This window comes from Phyllobacterium sp. A18/5-2, from assembly GCF_025452215.1.
Classification (GTDB): Bacteria; Pseudomonadota; Alphaproteobacteria; order Rhizobiales; family Rhizobiaceae; genus Phyllobacterium; species Phyllobacterium sophorae.
In genome coordinates, this window is the sequence record NZ_CP104966.1 from 3,587,922 (window position 1) to 3,606,766 (window position 18,845).

The following is an 18,845-nucleotide window of genomic DNA, read 5'->3' on the forward strand; positions in this document are numbered from 1 at the left end:
CATGGGATAGGTCGGAATAAATTTTTGTCGGGCAATGTCAGGGCTCCTCTTGCTTGTCTTCCTCGCCGGCTGTGCCACGCAGCGCGCGGAGGTTGCAACGCCGCCCGTTACTGCGTCGCCGGCGTTGCAAAACACCCCGACCGTTCGGTCCCGCCAGAGTTCTGGAGCCTTCGACCTCCTCTACGTTACCGACCGGGCACCTGTAACTGCATCGGACAGCACGTTGTCTTACGGTGCCGAAAGAGCCATGTTCTTGAGCTTCGGATCGGTGTCGGTCACCCCGACCCGCAACTCTCCCACAAGTGAGTTGCGTGTCGGCGCGATTTCCGGGACCGGGCAGTTTCCAGCGACACCTTACGGCGTCGTGGCGACCGCGAACGGACCACACCGCACGCCGAGGGCAGTCGCTGCCCATGACCAGGCTGCCGCATCGCTGCAGGCCGACGTCGCTCGTCGTCTCGCAACAGCCGATCGTAAGGAAGTCGTGGTTTTTATTCACGGATACGGCAACAGCTTCGACGACGCCGCGCGCCACAGGCGAGATTTGCCGGTCGCTGCAGAACCAGTTTGCCTGCATTGTCCTGACATGGCCTGCCGGGGGCTCCGGCGGCTTTTTCTTTGGCTACAACATCGACCGCGAGTCGAGCGAGTTTGCAGTCGCGGACTTCAAGAAAGCCATCCGCATCATCGCCGAAGCTAAGGGTGTCGAGCGGCTTCACCTCCTGGCGCATAGCCGCGGAACCGATGTACTCGCGAGTGTGGTGCAGCAACTCGCGATTGAAGCCTATGTCAGCCGATCCTCGCTTTGGCAGCGCTACAAGATCGCGAACGCGGTGTTTTTCGCTCCCGATATTGATCTCGATGTGGCTTCTTCCAAGTTGTTCGCGTGGGTATCGGACCCAGACCTTGCCTTCGGCAGCAAATCAAGTCCAAGCAGGTTCCCGCCTCAAGGCGCCATGCATCTCACGGTTTATTCGTCTCCCAGCGACAAGGCGTTGAGGGCATCAACACTGCTCTTCGGCAGCGCCTTGCGGCTGGGGCAGCTCGCAGTCGGCAGGCTTCCCAAAGACAGGAGCCAGGCGGCGTCCAAATGGGCAGGGTCTCAGATGGGAAGGCTGGTCGATTTCATCGAGTTTTCAGGCGGCGGCTTCATCGGCCACAGCTATTTCTTGTCCGATCCGGCTGTTAAAGCGGACTTCGTTGCACTGATCCGCGACAGAGTGAAGGCTGGCGACCCCCGCCGCCAACTCGTCGAAATCAAACGTCCTTTCTGGCGAATACCGGATGTCCGGCAGGCTTTGCGATGATTGAGCGTTGCGCCTTTGTTAACCGTGCAGCCGCAGCCCTCTGCGGGACAATCTTACCTGCGAGTATTGGCTGGCGGCGGCCGATTTAATCAAACCGGCGGCCTTGTCCCAAGGGAATTGACCGTAACTTCGTCGTACCGGTTGAAATATTCAAGAGAGAGACGACATGAATAAATCCGGGCGCTTGAGCATCCGGATTTATATTAGGATAGCAATGGTCATCTGGACTGTTGGCAACGTTCAAGCATCGACTTCCAGGACGAGTTCGAGCTCGATGGGCAGACCGAGCGGCAGACTCGCGACGCCAAGTACGATCCGGCCAGAAAGCTTTTCCTCTCCAAAGACGTTGACCAGCATCTCGGATGCTCCATCCGCTACTATCGGATGCTCCCTGAAATCCCCCGCGGTCGCGATGTAAACGCCAAGCTTTACGACCCTGCTGACCTTGTCGAGAGAGCCCAGATATTCTCTTACCGCCGATAGAGCGTTGAGGCTTGCCACTTCGGCAGCCTGACGGCCTTGCTCGACCGTGAGTTCAACGCCAACGCGTCCGACGAAGGGAGTTTCACGACCTGCGACGGCCAACATGCCGCTCAGGTAGACGAGGTTGCCGATCGTCACCGCTTCGACGTAAGCACCAAGCGGTGTCGGCGGCGGGGGAAGCGTGATGCCGAGCTCCTGCAGCCGCGCTTCTGCGCCGGCCACGGGCGCTTTCGCATAGTCTACCATTTCCCCAAATGTGCGCCACCGTCAACGTGCAGCACCTCCCCGGTTACATGTGGCGCTTCGATCAGGAAAACGACTGCGTCGACAATTTCCTGGACATTGGAAATACTCGCCATCGGCGACAGCGTCCTCAGGAATTCCTTCGGATTGTCCCTGTGCAAGGGCGTGTCGACCACGCCGGGAGCGACTGTGTTGACCCGGATCCCATCCCTCGCATATTCCATCGCGAGATTTTTGGAGATCGCGTCGACTCCGCCCTTGGTCATCATCGGGACCGAAGCGGTGAGGCCAGCGATCGGATGATCGATTAGCGGCGTCGTGATGCTGACGATACTGCCGCCGGACTTCTGCGCCAGCATTTGTTTCACAACAAGCTGGGTGAGGTGGATGAAGCCTTCGAGATTTGTCGAGGACAATCTTTTGAAGTCGGCCACTGTATAATCAAGGAATGGCTTGGTGAAGAAAATACCGGCGTTGTTTACGAGAGCATCGATCGTCCCGAACCGGTCCATGGCGGTTTCTGCCACTTTTGTTGCCGTTTCAGGATCGCCGATATCACCATCGACCAGCGCCAGCTGACTTGAGGCTCGAAAAGCATCGGAAGCACTGACCTGGCGAGATGTCGCGACAACATTGTAGCCGCGATCGACGAAGGCGTTAACGAGGCCTGCTCCGATACCTTGCGAGGCTCCCGTAATGACAACAGTCTTTCGTGTTTGCATTTTGATCTCCATTGGATTGCGCAGCATTGTGCTTGCTCCCAATGAATATGGCTGACGTTCTATTCCGCGATTAGATGGAAATATCTGGAATCTTTTTTCCATTTATGCAAAAATCAAATGCATGGTCGATCTCAATGACATCGCGGTTTTCGTGAAGGTTGCGCAATTCCAAAGCTTCAGCCGGGCCGCGCACGCGCTCGGGATGCCAGTGTCTACTGTCAGCCGGAAAGTCTCCGCACTCGAAGATCAGCTCGGTGTCACATTGCTGCAGCGAACGACCCGCAAGCTGACGCTCACCCTCCAGGGCCGTGCCTACTACAATCAATGCGGCGAACCCCTCAGTCACTTGTTTGACGCGGAGCGGGTTCTGACACAGACGCAGAAAGAGCCGGAAGGCCTGCTGAAAATCTCTGTTCCGGTGATCATGGGTCAAGAGCCATTTTATGATTTTCTCTCCGCGTTCCTGAAAACGTACCCACGGATACAGGTCGACCTTTTCGTCACGAACCTATTCCTCGATCTGATTGCAGAGAACGTTGACGTCGGCATTCGTTTCGGTGAACTTCGGGATCTCGACAATTGTAACCCAGACAATAGGGAAGAGCGTCCGCTACGTCGTCGCTACTCCAGGCTATCTCGAAGGCCGGTCGCCCCCCGTGAAACCGGAGGATTTGAAAGACCATCAGTGCATTCTGCTCAACGGCCGCAACAACGAGGCGGAATGGCATTTGGTCAACGGACGCAAATCGGTAAAACTGCATGTGTCCGGACCCTTATCAAGCAGGGACTTCCATTCGATAAGTGCTTTTACCTATCTTGGGCATGGGATCGGCCTGCTGCCGTCAACCTATTGCGACGAACGTATCCGACAAGGCAAACTCGTTCGTCTTCTGCCAGACTGGTCATCGCCAGAAATTTTCGTGCACGCCGTCTACCCGACACGACGCTATTTGCCGGCGAAACTGCAGGTCTTCCTCCATGAACTCAAGGCTTGGAAGAGCTCCCTATGGAGTCCGTTGCGCTAACTGCTTTTGGTGCATCGGGAGGTTGGTAATGGCTGGCGTAAAACCACATCGCTTGAACGCCATAAAGATATATCGATTGGTGACCGTGGTGGCGTTGCATCCCAAACGAGTCCCTTCAAATGGCGCTCTTCGGCTTGACCTCGTTTTTCGATACGCTGTCCGGAAGGGGAAGTCCTGCAGGATCGAAGACTCAATGTCTCGGCACCAAAACGCTCCAGTAGCGCGCCGCCTACCGCATCAGGTCCGCATCGCCACTTGATGCCTCGGCTTGCAAATGGCGGAGCGCGCGGCGAGATTGAGCACAAAGCGATCAGGTTCAAGCGCCAGCGTGTTCACATCAAAGCCTTGCATGGGTGTGTCCGGTGTACTTACCTCGAAAGTCAGGCGGGCATCGGCCTTGAGTTCGATCACGGCCGCGACCTGGGGGCGAGGATTCCGCGGAATTTGCTTACCCGCATGAAATCGCGGCCTCCCTCGGAAGGCAGGCGTGTTTTCTGTTGCGCTATTGGCAGGTGGGACTGGCAGCACCATTCGCGGGCCACTGGATCAACGGACGTGACAAAAAGTTTCGTCAACCAAAAGAATAGCCAGCGCCGCGCACAGTCCGGATCGGATCGATCGAGCGGCCAATATTGATAGCCTTGCGCAAGCGGCCGACATGCACGTCAACGGTTCGGTCATCGACATAGATATCAGCGCCCCACACATTGTCGAGCAGCTGGCCACGAGAGAACACGCGTCCCGGAGACTGCATCAGGAATTCCAGGAGGCGGAATTCAGTCGGCCCAAGCTTCAATTCGCGTTCCTTGCGGAATACCCGGTGTTGTTCGCGGTCCAGCTTCAGGTCACCAAAGCTCAGCACATGCGACAACAGGCTCGGATTGACCCGCCGCAACATGGATTTGATCCGAGCAAGAAGTTCCGGCGTCGAAAATGGCTTGACCATGTAATCGTCGGCTCCCGTAGAGAGCCCCCGGACACGTTCACTCTCCTCGCCGCGCGCCGTCAGCATGATGATCGGCAGGATTTCCGTTTCGCGACGTGCGCGGAGGCGCCGGCAGAGCTCGATTCCCGAAAGGCCGGGCAGCATCCAGTCGAGGATTAGAAGGTCCGGCACCTTTTCCCGCAAGGCAATTTCCGCTTCATCGCCGCGCGTGATTGTCTCAACAACATAGCCTTCAGCTTCAAGATTGTACCGGAGAAGAACGCTCAAAGCTTCCTCGTCCTCCACAACGGTGATTTTGGGGGCTATCGCCATGGCTCATTTATCCTGGATTACGGTTGTCTGGCTTCATCGACAACGATGCTGTGGGTCTGGTCTTCCTTCGGCCGCTCGGCCGGCAGTTGCGAGCCAGTGACGATGTAATATACCGTCTCGGCAATGTTGGTCGCATGGTCGCCAATCCGCTCGATATTCTTGGCGCAGAACAGAAGATGCGTGCAGGCCGAGATATTGCGCGGATCCTCCATCATATATGTCAGGAGCTCGCGAAAAAGCGAAGTATACAGCGCATCGATTTCGTCATCCCGCTCGCGCACAATGTTTACCTGCTGTACCGAGCGCGTCGCGTAGGCGTCGAGCACGTCCTTCAGCTGCGTCAGTGCCAGTTCCGCAATGGTTTGCAAGCCGCGATAGACCGACAATGTCTGGCGGGTGTCGGTAACGGCAACGACGCGCTTGGCGATGTTCTTGCCAAGGTCGCCGATGCGTTCGAGATCGGAGGAAATGCGGATCGTGCCTATCACTTCACGCAGATCAATCGCCATTGGTTGGCGCTTGCCGATGATGGTAATGGCTTTTTCGTCAATCTCGCGCTGGCCAGCATCAAGAATAAGATCGTCCGAAATCACGCGCTGTGCCAGCGCGTTGTCGGAATTGACCATGGCCGTAACCGCCTGTTCAACCATACGCTCTGCATGACCGCCCATCTCCGCGATCTTGTGCGCCAGGAACTTCAGTTCTTCGTCGTAGGAACGGACGGTGTGCTGTGCTGTATGTTCTGTCATGTCCATGTCCTCGTTTCAGGGATCAACCAAAGCGCCCGGTAATATAGTCCTGCGTCCGCTTTTCCGACGGGCTGGTGAACATCATTTCCGTGTCGCCCACCTCAACCAGATTGCCGAGATGGAACATCGCTGTCCGCTGCGAAACGCGGGCGGCCTGCTGCATCGAATGCGTAACGATGACGATCGTGTAGTTCTCGCGCAGTTCGTCGATCAATTCCTCCACCTTGGCAGTGGCAATTGGATCCAGCGCGGAGCACGGCTCATCCATCAGGATGACTTCGGGGCTAACGGCGATGGCGCGGGCAATGCACAGGCGTTGCTGCTGGCCGCCGGAAAGGCTCGTTCCCGAGTCATGCAAGCGGTCCTTGACCTCAGTGAAAAGCCCTGCTCGCTGCAGACTTTTTTCAACGATCTCATCGAGGTGGCCCTTGCCCTTGACCAGACCATGAATCCGCGGGCCGTAAGCAACGTTTTCATAGATGGATTTCGGAAAAGGATTAGGCTTCTGGAACACCATCCCGATTTGCGCACGCAACTGAACGACGTCGATTTTCGGATCGTAAATATCACGATTGTCGAGAGTGATGTCGCCCGTAATGCGGCAGATCGAAATCGTATCGTTCATACGGTTCAAACAGCGGAGGAAAGTGGACTTGCCGCAGCCCGAGGGTCCGATCAATGCCGTGACTTCCTTTTCCCTGATGTCAAGGTTGACATCGAACAGGGCCTGCTTCGCGCCGTAAAATACGGATACGTTTTTACCGCGCATCTTGATGTTGGTCTGATCAGGGGTGCCGTACAATTTCTTTTCCACATCAACTTCAGTGAGCATGTTCATGTCCTTATACCTCGTTTACCAACGACGTTCGAAGCGTCGACGTAGCATGATCGCTGAAGCGTTCATGATGAAGAGAAATGCCAGCAGTACCAGGATCGCGGCGGCTGTTTTGGCCTGGAAGGCAACTTCCGGAAGATCAGACCATAGATAGATCTGAACTGGAAGCACCGTCGACGCTTCTGTAATACCTCCCGGTATGTCAACGATGAAGGCAACCATGCCGATCATCAACAGCGGAGCGGTTTCACCGAGAGCATGCGCCATGCCGATGATGGTGCCTGTCATGATACCTGGCATGGCCAAGGGCAACACGTGGTGGAAGATGGCCTGCTGGTGTGATGCTCCGACACCAAGGGCTGCTTCTTTGATGGATGGCGGAACAGCTCTCAGGGCAGCGCGCGAGGCGATAATTATTGTCGGCAGGACAAGCAAGGCCAGCACCAGACCGCCTACCAACGGCGCGGATCTTGGGAGACCGAAAAAGTTCAGGAACATTGCCAATCCGAGCAAACCGAAGACGATCGATGGAACAGCCGCAAGATTGTTGATGTTGATTTCGATGACTTCGGTGATCCGGTTTTTAGGCGCGAACTCTTCCAGGTAAATCGCCGCGCCGACGCCGAGTGGCAAACAAAGGATCAATGTGACGGCGAGCGTCCACAATGTTCCGGTCAAAGCGCCCCGGATACCGGCAAGCTCGGGTTCACGGGAATCACCAGATGTGAAGAACCGTGTGGCGAAGGCCTTTTCGAGCGTCCCCGTTGCTTTCAATTGCTCGAGCCAAGTGGCCGATTGATCCTGGACTCGCCGGTTGGACTCCGGTGTCTCGAGCGTCAGGATCGACCACGTTCCGGCATTCGCCGGCTCCGTGCTTGTCGGCGTGATCATTTTCAGACCATCAATTCCGGCGGGACTAATCTGCGTTGCCTTGATGGTACCACCGTTCACGTTGACGAGCAGACTGGGCAACCGCTGGTCGAGTTCGATTGCGGTGTTGGCGTCTGTGATCCGCGCGTTCAGCGTATTGGCTTCAGATTTGAGGGTTTCAATCTGCCCGCTCAATGCAGCGGCTGCATCACCCGCCAAACCGGGCAAAGATCGTTCAAGGCGCGCTATTTCACTTCGCAGACTGTCAAGCCGTTCGAATAGGAACGCCTGAATTTCCTTGAAAGCCTTGGCGAAGTCATCACCGGATGACCGTAAGGAATAAACATCGCCGTTGATGGTCTGGGTTAGTGTGCCGTCGCCTTTGAGGTTGGTTTCGGCCGTTTGATACCCCTTGAGATATTGATCGGCGTCATCGGAAAGCAGCACGGGAACAGTCACTTCCTGGCCAATCAACGAAGGATTGCTGACGATCATGCGGCGGAAATCATCCGAAGCACCGGAACTCAAAAGGCCGTTGAGGGCCCGCCGGTCAGCACGCGTCGTTACGTCGGGAAACTGTGCCGCCAGAGCCGTCGCGAATAATCTTGTCGTAGTTGCCGGCCAGGAGTGCCGTGCGATCGCCGGTCTTTTGAGGGTCCAATGCGGCTTGATCGGCAATCACCTTCAAGTCAATGCGGTGCTCGGAGAACGCAGGAATTCCTTTCAGCAGGATGTCGATAAGGACAACAGAAAGAAAGATCGCAGTTACGACAATCGCGGCGATGCCATAGAACTTGAAACGGCGCTCCGCACGATACCGCTTCTTGATCAGCGCGTCGCGCGGATCGGCGGTGACGACAATGTCGGACGATGAGGTGATGTCAGTCATATTGTTCCCGATATCTCTTGACGATCTGGAGCGCGATGAAATTGAGCACAAGTGTGAAGAAGAAGAGCACAAAGCCGAGTGCGAAGGCGGAGAGCGTCTTGGCGCTGTCGAACTCCTGATCACCGACCAGGATTGTCTTGATCTGCACGGTAAAGGTTGTGACCGCTTCCAATGGATTGAATGTCAGGTTGGCGGCAAGACCTGCCGCCATGACGACGATCATGGTTTCACCAACGGCACGCGATATGGCCAGCATGAAGGCCGATACGATGCCGGGCAGCGCGGCAGGCAGCACCACTTTCTTGATCGTCTCCGATTTCGTGGCACCCATGGCATAGGAGCCGTCCCGCAGGGCCTGGGGAACGGCATTGATGACGTCATCGGAAAGCGACGAGACGAACGGAATGATCATCATGCCCATGACCAGCCCTGCGGCAAGCGCCGATTCCGACGCCACATTCAAGCCCACCATTTCTCCCCACCCGCGGATGAACGGCGCGACTGTCAGGGCTGCAAAAAAACCAAGCACCACTGTTGGAACGCCGGCAAGGATTTCCAGAATGGGTTTGGTGATGCCACGCACCCGCGGACTTGCATACTCAGCCATGTAGATGGCGGCAAAGAGTCCCAATGGGCCCGCCACAGCGATCGCAATCACCGTAATCAACAAAGTACCGGTGACGAGCGGCACAATACCAAATGCGCCTGACGAACCAACCTGATCAGCGCGAATGGCGGTCTGCGGCGACCATTGAAGTCCAAACAGGAAGTCGATCGGAGAAACCTTTGAAAAGAAATGGATCGTTTCAAAAAGCACCGAAAATACAATGCCAACGGTGGTGAGCACTGCGATTGCAGAGCATGCAAGCAACACATATTTGACCAATCGCTCGACACTGTTGCGAGCGCGGAACTCCGGACCAATCAGGCGGAAGCCGGAGATAGCGGCAAGCAGTGCGGCGACGACGCCGGCAATCAGCAGCGACCAATGAGCAAAATTCGAGGCCTGTGCATATGCGGATGCACCCGCGGTCAATTCGGGTGCCGCAGTACCGGAATAATTGCCCGCCAGGACGGATTGGATGTCACGAAGGATTGCGCTGCGTCCCAATCCCTCGGAAACCGTCGCAGGGTCGAAACCCTTCAGCGCCGTAGCTTCCACGTATCGCTCGGCAAGCGGAGCACCCACGGCAAATATGAGAAGCATTGGCAGAAACACCAATGCCGCCAGGAAAAGCCCGTGGTACGACGGTAGCGAGTGGAGCGCGGATGGATCAGTACCTGCAAGTGATGATGCCCTCTGCCGGCCCACCAAAAACCACGTGAGGGTTAATAGCGCAAGTATCAGGAAATATGCTGTGGTCATGGTCGCGCCAATCTCGGTCTTTGCCCATTAGCTTCATGCGAGAACGGGGCAGCCGGAGTTTACGTCCGGCTACCCCGTTTCGTAGCGAGCTTATTTCAGCTCATCGCCCTTCATCGGCTCCAAGGCGTTTACAGCCTTGGCAACTTCCGCATGCTTCTCTGCCGGCAGAGGAACGAGGCCCTTATCGGAAAGGTAACCCTCGTCGCCCGTCGCAGCATCAGAAACATATTCGAATGCGAACTTATCCAGACCCGGAACAACGCCAACATGGGCCTTCTTCAGGTACACAAAGAGCTCACGCGAAGGCTTGTAGGAACCGTCGGCGATCGTTTCGAAAGAGGGTGCAACGCCGTCAATTGGAACGCCGGACAACTTCGAAACATTCTCTTCGAGGAACGAGTAGCCAAAAACGCCGAATGACTTTGGATTTGCTTCGAGCTTTTGAACAATGACGTTGTCGTTTTCGCCGGCTTCAACGTAAGCGCCGTCTTCACGAACCGACTTCCACACGGTTTCAAATGCCTTCGCATCTTTCTCTTTCAGGGCCTTCAGTGCAGGGATTTCACCGGCACCGACTTCCATGAACAACTCATGCATCGAGTCCCGTGTGCCCGATGTCGGAGGAGGTCCAAGAACTTCGATCTTTTCGTTCGGAAGCGACGCGTCGATGTCCGACCAGTTCTTGTATGGGTTCGGGATCAGCTTGCCGTCAGCATCCGGGACCTGTTTGGCCAATGCCAGGAAGAGGTTCTTGCGGGTGATCTTCATCTGAAGGCCAGCCTTGGCTTGAGCAAAAGTCAAACCGTCATAGCCGATCAGGATTTCGACGATATCCTTGACACCATTCTTCGTGCAATCCGCCCATTCGCCCTTCTTCATGCGAGCGCGAGGCATTGGTTGCGTCAGGATGGCTTTCACCAACGCCGGCGCAGAACAGCTTCATGCCGCCGCCTGTTCCAGTTGATTCAACCACCGGTGTTTTCATGCCAGAGGTCTTGCCGAAATTTTCAGCCACAGCTGTGGTGAATGGATATACGGTCGACGACCCGACGATACGGATCTGATCCCGAGCCGCGGCTGAACCGAGGGAAGCTGCGATCGCGATCGCAGCAACGGCAGCCGTAGTGAGAAGCTTGGTCATAGTCATTACTCCCGTTAGAAATCTTTTGAAGTAAGCGCTATCTACAGAGCTTTTATTACAGTGATGTGACACTGATATTACGGTTTGATCACAAACGTTTCCTCGCAGCGCTTCTACCTGTAACGAATTGAAATTGCATATTAAATGCAAAACATATGTCGGATAAACCAGCAAGCTGCCCATAATCAATTTGCAAACCTTCAACGATTTCAATTACATCCTGCGGCAGCATTGACGCACCACCGGCAATGGCCAGCGGGAAATGCCGTCCCTGCATAGCCCTTATCGAGCATTTGCGGTCCTGGCCGTAGCGCCACAACGCCCTCCCCCCGCCACGCCCTCATTCTCTGAGTCTGGCCATTGAGTGGCTGGGGAAGACGGGCGGTCGCCGAAGCGCGTCTTGGTAGAAGGTATATGCGATCCGAAGACCGCCCGTCCGGCGACTTTTCATCCCGTCCGTTCCGCTTGGGAGGCTTCGGCACCGGGGAAGGCCATTTGCGGCATTCCATGCGTCACCTACGTGCCCCTTAGAGTGCTCGTCCGGCACGCGCCGGTCCTAGTACCGGCAGGGGAACCCTTGGACAGAACCTCCCCGGACAGCGGGTCCGGAAGCAGTTCCCCGTGGAAAGGACCGGCTTAGAATAAACGAGGTTTGGAGGACGTGGATAAACAGCCATTATTATTTTGGCGGACCGCGCATTTACCGTATCGTAGCGGTATATTCCCGCCGGTCCCATTTCCGGCACCGGGACAAATGCCTATCGTGGTGAGCGTGAAACGGATCTCGGAGTTACCTCGATGAAAAACAAATTCAGCAAGGTCATGTTTTTGAGTGGCGTCGCCGGCCTGTGCATGGCCACCAGCGCCATGACTGCATCCATCAAGGAGCTGCAGGGTGCATGGACCATGGATGGAACAAAATGCGCGGATACGTTTAAAAAAGTCGGCGACAAGATCGACTTCAAGGATCGGACCGCATCGACATCGACCGGATTGCTTGTCACGGGAAGCCGGATTGCCGGACCGAATGCGGTATGCACGACGCAGAGTGTACGCAAACAGAAGGACCGTCTTGCCGCAAATCTGAATTGCGTCGACTCCATGATGGAAAACAGCCAGACGGTGACATTCAAGATCGTTGACAGCCAGACGTTCGAGCGCTTCGACCCGTTTGGGGACAACATGTATATCACCTATCACAAGTGCGACATGTGAGTATCAAATGGACCTGGCGTCCGTCAGTAACGGCGGACCATTCTGGCGCGTCAGCGCGTCAGAAATGCATGACGGCGCCGAAGATCGGAGATCCTTTCGTTGAACTGATAGCCTATGCGCCCGCAACATCCCAGTCGACGTCGACATCAGCGGCGCCTCCCCCCAGTTCTGAGTATCCCGATCAATCCTCGACAGGCTCCCACGTCCGATCCGGATTGAACGACCTTATCTCTTTAACCGCCTTGCCGGTACCGGGCCCCAAGTCTTTTTCATACACGGTACCATGATGACTGACGACGAATGTCATGACGCCCGTCTCGCCATAAATCGCAGGCCAGGCGATCAGCGCGTGTCCTGCGATCATGTTGCCGTTGATGACGAAATCATATTTGCCGCCCGCGATATTGTTGCCCTGAGCCCTGAGGATGCGGTAGCGATAACCGAAATAGCCGCGGTCCGAACCTGCCGCCCCTTCGATCTTTGAAGCGTCTCCAAAACCGCCTGCTGGGCTTTCCTCGCCGCCTGCGGACTTCCAGTAGAGACCGTTCTGCTTGCCCTCATCGCTGATAATCTTCTGGGCGAATTCAAGGACACTGTCACCGTCGTGATCGTCCTTGGCGTAGGCAACCTGGGCGAGGATGTAATTGCGGCAGGTCTGGATCGCTTCAATTTCATTTTCACCTATACGCCGCGCCAGAACTTCCTCGAGGCCCTTGAGCGTATCGAACTGCCAGCCTGTATCGCGCTTGACCAAAGGAAATGGAAATGGCCAGGCGAGATTGCCAAGGATGATTTCCTTGACACCATCCTCGCGGTCCCGGATTTCCGCGCGCTCCTTGGCAGCTTTCTGAAGGTCGGTGAGCCGCTCGTCGAAATCATCCGACTTCTTGGCCTCTTCGGCCTTGAGACCAAGAATCTTCGCCAAGTGATCAATGTCCTTCGCTTCAAGATCCTCTTTCAGCGCATCCACTGCCTCGCCCGGCTCCATGAATGTTTCCGGCTCTGGACCGACGAAGCGCTGGAGCGACGGTTCTGCCGCGAATGTGGACAACGATGCCGCCAGGGACAGGAGCGCAGAGGCCAGCAATATTTTCGGAGTTGTGCCGTACATTTTGAGATCCCTTCGAAAGGAAAGTCCGATTGGCCATCCGGTCAGCGGTGGAAGCGACCGCCGCCGCCCTGGGAGCGTGCTCCGCCTCCACCACCCTGGAACCTTGGTCCACCTCCGCCGCCGCCCAGACTGACGTTACCGCGCTGGGACGAGAAGCGGGCATCGCGACCGGAGCCGTAACTGCCGAGCGCGCCCGGTTGCCCGGGACGGCTATCGACGCGGCCAGCCGGTTTTTGACTTGGCCGCCCGGGACGGATTGTGCTGGCATCATTCAGGCTCTGACGATTGGCAGTTGCATTCTGCCCGATGTTACGATTGGCCGGCCGATTTGCGCCCTGAGCCGGAAGCTGGTTTGCGAGGTTGCCGCCGCCGGTTGTCAACTGGTTTTGCACATCGCGGCGCACGTCGCCGCTCTGGATTCTCGATCCAGCGCCGGCAAGACCGCCAAGGTTTCCGATCTGGCCGTTGTTCCGCAGATCAAGGCGATTTCCCTTGTTCTCGCGAAGGGTATTTGCGATCGAAGCGCTGTCAAAGTTGAGCTTGCTGCTGTCAAAGTTCAGGTTGTTGATGTTGTTCTTGTCGAATTGGAAGTCGTTGCGATTAAAACTATTGACGTTGATGTCGACGTCGTTGCCTCCCCAGGCGTGCCAGTTATCCCAGTCAACAGCGGCACCAAAGGCCACACCGGTAACAAAGCCGGCCCAATAGGGCGCGTAGGGGTAGTAGTAGGAAGGATACGGGTCGCCATAGACGATCGGCGCCGTCGCCACATATGTCGGACTGGTCAGAATAACCGGATCATAAACAGGGACATAGGTCACTTCTTTTTTCGCCGGGCGGATGATGACATTGTCGTTCTTCGTCTCGACGATAACTTTATCATCCGACTTGATCACGCCATTGGCTACGGCCTTGTCACGTAGATCTTGGATAGCCACCAGCACGTCCTTTTGCTGATTGACGACCGCTTCTCCCAGTTCTTCAGTCCAGTCGAGATCGTCATTCATCATGGTCAGGACTGTGGGATAGTTGAGAAGCGATACGACGCTGCCATCCCACGAAGGATCCGGTTTCGCGTCGGGCTTGGTTTTGCTCTGGTCCAGAAATCTTGCGGCCTGCACGATCTGTAGCGGGTTGAGGCTGCCCGACAGCACCAGCGCAACGAGGTCATCGGGATAGAGGGCGACACGTGCAACAAGCGTCTGCAGCTCAGTGGAAGTAAGTAGTTTGGGCGCCTCGGCTGCTGGTGCCGTTGTAGCGGCCGGCGCAGCCGCATTCTGGGCTGCTGCATATTGGATTCCTGATCCGGAAAGGAACATCAGCGCGGCTGATGCAACGAGCGCGATCGTCTTTCGGTGCCATGACATTCCGGCATCTCCTCATCGGCCTTCCGCATCGGCGGATTCTTGTTTTATGTTGTGCCAGTGTAGCTTACGGCATTATGTTCAGGCCTTTTCCAGCGAGAGGACAGTTCCTGCCTGATCGATCAGACAAGTCGAACGCTGTCCCTTGGCTTCAAGGATGATCTGATACTTTCCACCGTCGAGCACACTCGAACTTACCGGGAGAACCGAAGCGTGATCTGCTCCGAATTTTGTCGACGCCGCCGTTGCGCAAGCAAGTTGCAGGTCGGCCGGTGCCGTCTGCATCGTATTACGCGTCATGTTTTCGGGCGCTGGGCTCGATTGGCATCCCGCAAGGGCCACCGAACCTGCCGCAAAAACGAAGGGCAGTATTGTTTTCAAGATCCACACCGATTTGCAAAGCATCGCGTTCACCCTGCTTTTGCTGCTCAAACACCCTTGTAAAGAGATGCGCCCTGCATGAGCACGATCACTTTTGCGCCCACCTCAATCTGTGAATGCAAGTCGACAATGTCGTCATTGTTCATTCTGATGCAGCCCGAGGATACATTCAGGCCGATCGACCATGGTTCGGGCGTGCCGTGGATACGGTAAATCGTGTCCTGATCACCCTCGTACAGATAAAGCGCACGCGCGCCCAGCGGGTTGTCGGGGCCTCCGGGCATGCCGCCCGCAAATTTGACAGCGTTCGGATCACGCGCCACCATTTCGGCTGGCGGCGTCCAAGTTGGCCATTCGGCCACCCTGCCCACCCGTACAATGCCTGCCCAACCGAAGCCATCGCGGCCTACACCGATCCCGTAGCGCACCGCCTGCCCTCCACCCTTTACGAGGTAGAGAAAATGCTGGTTGCCGTCGATTATGATGGTTCCCGGCTTTTCAGCAGTCCGGAATACCACGACCTGCCTGCGGAAGGCTTCCGGCACCTGCCCGTTGGCAGCGTAGTATTTGCGGGCTTTCCTGCTGTCGTAACTGACCCAGGTGCGTGTCTTCGCATCATAAATCTGCGTCTTGGGCACTTGCGCCAAACCGATGCTGGCGAGCGCAAGCGGCCAGAAATCCGGCCAGTGCCATCCCGCCAATGAACTTTGTGCTGAAAGGCAAACGCGAAACCGGCTTCATTGCACTCTCCCCTTCAACCACTTGGCGACGCGGTCACCGTTCTTGGCGACCCAGGATTCCGCGTAGGCAGCGGGCAACTGGCGGTCGACCTCGACAGCATAGCTCATCTCGATGATCTCTTCCGGCGTGAAATCGATACTCTCGAGGAATTTGGTAACCTCGGGTTTCCTGGTCGCCAACGCTTTCGCGTAGGCGATGTGGAAATGCGCCTTGTCCCAAGCCACTGGTGCGCTCGACTTTGACAGCCAATCCGGATCGTCCGCTGGAAGCACGACATGCCATTTGGCGGCATCGTAAGCGGGCTCGTCGAGCTTGACGATGTCGTGCAACTTGAAGACGACATGCGGACTATAGCAGGCGAAAATGATCGGTTTGCCGGTCGCCTCCGCGGCATCGACTGCCGCCATGCCCATTTCCTCCGGCATTTGAAGCAGGCGCATTGTCTTGGCATAGCCATAGCTGCTGGCGCGAATGCGCTCGATCGCCGTCGACGACCAGGTCTCCGCACCAACCCACATTTCACCCTGGCCATCGCCGTCCGTATCAAAGGCAGCGGTCTTTTTCGGGTCGAGGAGGTCGGCTACGGCACGAATGCCAGTTTTTTCGACGGTCTGCCTGGTGGTGCAGATTCCCTGCCATGCGGACACGCCGATATCGGCGATCTGCACCGGCCCATCCTTGCCGGCATACCTGCCCACCAGCGAAGCGAGATTTGGCAGCCAGACCTCAGGATGTATGTCGACCTGTCCGGAGGCGAGGCCGGCAAATGCGGTCATCGTGCCCATCTCCCGCACTTCGACATCCAGACTGAGATCTTTCTTCAGTGCGGACTTGATGATGTTTGCCGTCACTTGGCCCGAGGGCCAATTCGGCATCGCCACGACGAGATCGGCGGCAACCGCAACCCCGGGCAGCAGCAAATATATCATCGACCCCAAGGCTAACAATTGGCCGAGCATTGTCGACCGGAGGCGTCTCACCGGCTTCGCAAGGGAAGGTTCGCAGCTTGGCGGACACAATTCCCGGAACGGTCGTTGCTTCATCTTGGGCGCTCCCGCTGATTTGTTGCGGCATTAACGGGCATCGGCGCCGCAACCGGAAGTACGTAACTGTTAATTTTTGCCGGAACCGCATTTCCGGTGTAGGAGTAATCTGTTCTGCTCTGGCCATCTCGGGGATAAATGAGGAGCATGCCGGACCGACCAAATGCGGGGGCGACTATGACACGAATCCTAATCGCTGACGACCATGAGATCGTTAGGCAAGGCGTCAGGGCGATCCTGTCGAGACGAGATCGTTGGGAGGTCGTGGGCGAGGCAGCCGATGGACGCGATGCGGTGGAACAAGCGCGGGTAACCGAACCAGAAATCGCGATCCTCGACTATGCCCTGCCCTTCATCAACGGGATTGAAGTTGCCCGCCAGATCCGTGTCCACAGCCCCAAGACCGAAGTCCTCATGTTTACCCAACACGATAACGAGGCTTTGTTGCGGAATATTCTCGAAGCTGGCGTCCGGGGATATCTGCTCAAGTCGGATGCGACCTTGTACCTGGTTCAGGCAGTGGAAGCATTGGAACACCATCAGCCATTCTTTACGAAGACGGTATCCGATATCCTGGTGTCCTCGTATCTCGCGAAATCGGATGCCTCGCCGAGCATACTGACGGCGCGGGAAACGGCAGTCGTCAAACTGATTGCGGAGGGACACAGCAACAAGGAAACCGCAGCGATCCTGGGGCTCAGCGAGAAAACGGTTGAAAGCCACCGTTCCGCTTCCATGCGCAAGCTCGACGCCAAATCAACCGCCGCGCTCGTTCGGTATGCGATCAGAAACCGGCTCATTGAAGCATGACCTGTCGAAAAAGCGAAACATGAAGTATCACACTCCAGGACCAACCCCGTCCCTTGGGCTTCCACGCTTCGGCGTACCTGCCCTGCTGTTGTTCGCCCTTGTATTGGGTGGATGCGCCGGCCACGCCAGGGGTGTCATGGCCCCCGTTCTCACCACAGGAGCGACCGGCGGGTCAAAAGTGGACATGCTCGTCGTGACAAGCCGCGTCCCTTCGGACGATCCTGCTACCTTATTTACGGGCGAGCGCAGTCCACGGCCCTATCTGAACGAAATCACTGTTTCGATTCCTTCTGACAAGTATCGCAAGGCCGGCAGCGTCCAGTGGCCCAAGCGGCTGCCGCCGAATCCGGAAACCGAGTTTGCAGTTACCAACGTCAGGCAGCTGAATTCCGTCGAGGATGGCCGGTCCTGGTTCCGGAAGCACACCGTTGGCGGCCATGCCCTGGTTTTCGTCCATGGATTCAACAATCGCTACGAAGATTCCGTGTTTCGCTTTGCCCAAATCGTTCACGATTCCGGCGCGCAAGTGGCTCCAATCCTTTTTACCTGGCCGTCTCGCGCCAGCGTCTTCGATTACAATTACGACAAGGAAAGCACCAACTACTCACGGGTGGCTTTCGAGCAGACGCTGCGTACGCTGGCGAAAGACCCGGACGTCAAGGATATCACGGTCATGGCTCATTCCATGGGGACTTGGCTTGCCGTGGAATCCTTGCGCCAGATGGCAATCCGTGACGGCAGGGTAGCCGCAAAGATTGATAACGTCATTCTCGCATCGCCAGACATTGATGTCGATGTGTTCGCACGCCAATGGACGGAAATGGGCGAGAAACGCCCGCAATTTACTATCTTCGTCTCCCAGGACGACCGGGCACTTGCAGCTTCGCGTTTCATTTCAGGCGACGTGCAACGGCTTGGAGCGATCAATCCGGCGGACGAGCCCTATCGCACCCAGCTTGAAAAAGCCGGCATTACAGTAATCGACCTGACCAAGGTCAAAAGCGGAGACAGGCTCAATCATGGCAAATTCGCGGAAAGCCCGCAGGTCGTACAGCTAATCGGCCAGCGCCTGGTGACCGGGCAGACTTTGACCGATTCGAATGTATCGCTCGGCCAGGGCATAACGGCGGTGGTTGCCGGAACAGTCAGCACGGTTGGAAAGGTAGCCGCTACGACGGTGGCTGCGCCACTGACAGTGCTCGAGCAGCAAAATCAGGCCCCGAAGAAACCCAGCAAACTTGACAGAACTTTGGGAAGCAAGACGCCATCAAGCGAATTGAGCTACTGATTCG

Annotated in this window: 20 protein-coding genes and 2 pseudogenes; 5 read left to right on the top strand and 17 right to left on the bottom strand. The window is 56.5% G+C overall.

All coding sequences use genetic code 11. From position 1 onward, the window contains the following. Positions 1–34 precede the first annotated feature (34 nt). Positions 35–1,307, top strand: a pseudogene (locus tag N8E89_RS17880) (alpha/beta fold hydrolase). A 240-nt stretch (positions 1,308–1,547) separates the two neighbouring features. On the opposite strand, the gene N8E89_RS17885 reads toward N8E89_RS17880, so the two are convergent. Both N8E89_RS17885 and N8E89_RS17890 read right to left on the bottom strand, forming a co-directional pair. After that, positions 1,548–2,036, bottom strand: coding sequence for a RidA family protein (locus tag N8E89_RS17885; RefSeq protein ID WP_262260644.1), 489 nt, complete (start codon positions 2,034–2,036; stop codon positions 1,548–1,550). Then, entirely contained in the window at positions 2,030–2,755 is a 726-nt protein-coding gene (locus N8E89_RS17890; RefSeq protein WP_106663334.1) for an SDR family NAD(P)-dependent oxidoreductase, read from the bottom strand. Before N8E89_RS17890 ends, N8E89_RS17885 begins: the two co-directional genes overlap by 7 nt. 121 nt (positions 2,756–2,876) lie before the next feature. On the opposite strand from N8E89_RS17890, the pseudogene N8E89_RS17895 reads away from it, so the two are divergent. Continuing rightward, positions 2,877–3,780 (top strand): annotated as a pseudogene (locus tag N8E89_RS17895) (LysR family transcriptional regulator). Positions 3,781–4,017: 237 nt separating this feature from the next. Here the strand turns inward: N8E89_RS17895 and N8E89_RS17900 are convergent. From N8E89_RS17900 to N8E89_RS17940, 10 genes are all read right to left on the bottom strand, one after another. After that, entirely contained in the window at positions 4,018–4,191 is a 174-nt protein-coding gene (locus N8E89_RS17900) for a hypothetical protein (protein ID WP_262260646.1), read from the bottom strand. Between the two features lie 160 nt (positions 4,192–4,351). After that, a complete protein-coding gene (gene phoB / locus N8E89_RS17905) occupies positions 4,352–5,038 on the bottom strand; it encodes a phosphate regulon transcriptional regulator PhoB (RefSeq protein ID WP_162707281.1) in 687 nt (228 codons plus the stop codon). Positions 5,039–5,055: 17 nt separating this feature from the next. Further along, positions 5,056–5,787, bottom strand: coding sequence for a phosphate signaling complex protein PhoU (gene phoU / locus N8E89_RS17910; RefSeq protein WP_106663332.1), 732 nt, complete (start codon positions 5,785–5,787; stop codon positions 5,056–5,058). Positions 5,788–5,809: 22 nt separating this feature from the next. Beyond that, complete coding sequence (gene pstB / locus N8E89_RS17915) at positions 5,810–6,625, bottom strand: phosphate ABC transporter ATP-binding protein PstB (protein ID WP_262260647.1); 816 nt, start codon at positions 6,623–6,625, stop codon at positions 5,810–5,812. Between the two features lie 15 nt (positions 6,626–6,640). Then, positions 6,641–8,020: a phosphate ABC transporter permease PstA gene (pstA, locus tag N8E89_RS17920; RefSeq protein ID WP_410010321.1), complete on the bottom strand. Its 1,380-nt coding sequence runs from the start codon at positions 8,018–8,020 to the stop codon at positions 6,641–6,643. A gap of 22 nt (positions 8,021–8,042) precedes the next feature. Beyond that, positions 8,043–8,381 carry a DUF3333 domain-containing protein gene (locus tag N8E89_RS17925; protein WP_262260648.1) on the bottom strand — a complete coding sequence of 113 codons (339 nt, stop codon included), beginning with the start codon at positions 8,379–8,381 and terminating at the stop codon, positions 8,043–8,045. Next, the gene (gene pstC / locus N8E89_RS17930; protein WP_262260649.1) at positions 8,374–9,747 is read right to left on the bottom strand and encodes a phosphate ABC transporter permease subunit PstC; all 1,374 of its coding nucleotides are present in this window, start codon (positions 9,745–9,747) and stop codon (positions 8,374–8,376) included. The genes N8E89_RS17925 and pstC overlap by 8 nt, the downstream gene beginning before the upstream one ends. Before the next feature lie 90 nt (positions 9,748–9,837). Beyond that, the gene (locus N8E89_RS17935) at positions 9,838–10,626 is read right to left on the bottom strand and encodes a substrate-binding domain-containing protein (RefSeq protein ID WP_315975655.1); all 789 of its coding nucleotides are present in this window, start codon (positions 10,624–10,626) and stop codon (positions 9,838–9,840) included. Then, on the bottom strand, positions 10,553–10,888 hold the full coding sequence (locus tag N8E89_RS29015) for a substrate-binding domain-containing protein (RefSeq protein WP_315975656.1): 336 nt from the start codon (positions 10,886–10,888) through the stop codon (positions 10,553–10,555). The genes N8E89_RS17935 and N8E89_RS29015 overlap by 74 nt, the downstream gene beginning before the upstream one ends. 88 nt (positions 10,889–10,976) lie before the next feature. Beyond that, a complete protein-coding gene (locus tag N8E89_RS17940; protein ID WP_146147750.1) occupies positions 10,977–11,207 on the bottom strand; it encodes a hypothetical protein in 231 nt (76 codons plus the stop codon). A gap of 479 nt (positions 11,208–11,686) precedes the next feature. Between N8E89_RS17940 and N8E89_RS17945 the strand changes: the two genes are divergently transcribed. Further along, positions 11,687–12,103: a hypothetical protein gene (locus N8E89_RS17945; protein WP_113171452.1), complete on the top strand. Its 417-nt coding sequence runs from the start codon at positions 11,687–11,689 to the stop codon at positions 12,101–12,103. Between the two features lie 181 nt (positions 12,104–12,284). Here the strand turns inward: N8E89_RS17945 and N8E89_RS17950 are convergent, their stop codons facing one another. From N8E89_RS17950 to N8E89_RS17970, 5 genes are all read right to left on the bottom strand, one after another. After that, positions 12,285–13,214, bottom strand: a complete 930-nt coding sequence (locus tag N8E89_RS17950; RefSeq protein WP_262260651.1) for a DUF2950 domain-containing protein — start codon at positions 13,212–13,214, stop codon at positions 12,285–12,287. A 41-nt stretch (positions 13,215–13,255) separates the two neighbouring features. Beyond that, positions 13,256–14,581: a DUF3300 domain-containing protein gene (locus N8E89_RS17955; RefSeq protein ID WP_262260652.1), complete on the bottom strand. Its 1,326-nt coding sequence runs from the start codon at positions 14,579–14,581 to the stop codon at positions 13,256–13,258. Positions 14,582–14,659: 78 nt separating this feature from the next. Beyond that, positions 14,660–14,968: a hypothetical protein gene (locus N8E89_RS17960; RefSeq protein ID WP_262261953.1), complete on the bottom strand. Its 309-nt coding sequence runs from the start codon at positions 14,966–14,968 to the stop codon at positions 14,660–14,662. Between the two features lie 38 nt (positions 14,969–15,006). Beyond that, on the bottom strand, positions 15,007–15,612 hold the full coding sequence (locus N8E89_RS17965; RefSeq protein ID WP_410010388.1) for a L,D-transpeptidase: 606 nt from the start codon (positions 15,610–15,612) through the stop codon (positions 15,007–15,009). Positions 15,613–15,696: 84 nt separating this feature from the next. Further along, positions 15,697–16,629, bottom strand: coding sequence for an ABC transporter substrate-binding protein (locus N8E89_RS17970; protein ID WP_245448633.1), 933 nt, complete (start codon positions 16,627–16,629; stop codon positions 15,697–15,699). A gap of 291 nt (positions 16,630–16,920) precedes the next feature. Between N8E89_RS17970 and N8E89_RS17975 the strand changes: the two genes are divergently transcribed. Then, on the top strand, positions 16,921–17,553 hold the full coding sequence (locus N8E89_RS17975) for a response regulator (RefSeq protein ID WP_106663034.1): 633 nt from the start codon (positions 16,921–16,923) through the stop codon (positions 17,551–17,553). Positions 17,554–17,572: 19 nt separating this feature from the next. After that, on the top strand, positions 17,573–18,841 hold the full coding sequence (locus N8E89_RS17980) for an alpha/beta hydrolase (RefSeq protein ID WP_106663033.1): 1,269 nt from the start codon (positions 17,573–17,575) through the stop codon (positions 18,839–18,841). The last annotated feature ends 4 nt before the right edge of the window (positions 18,842–18,845 follow it).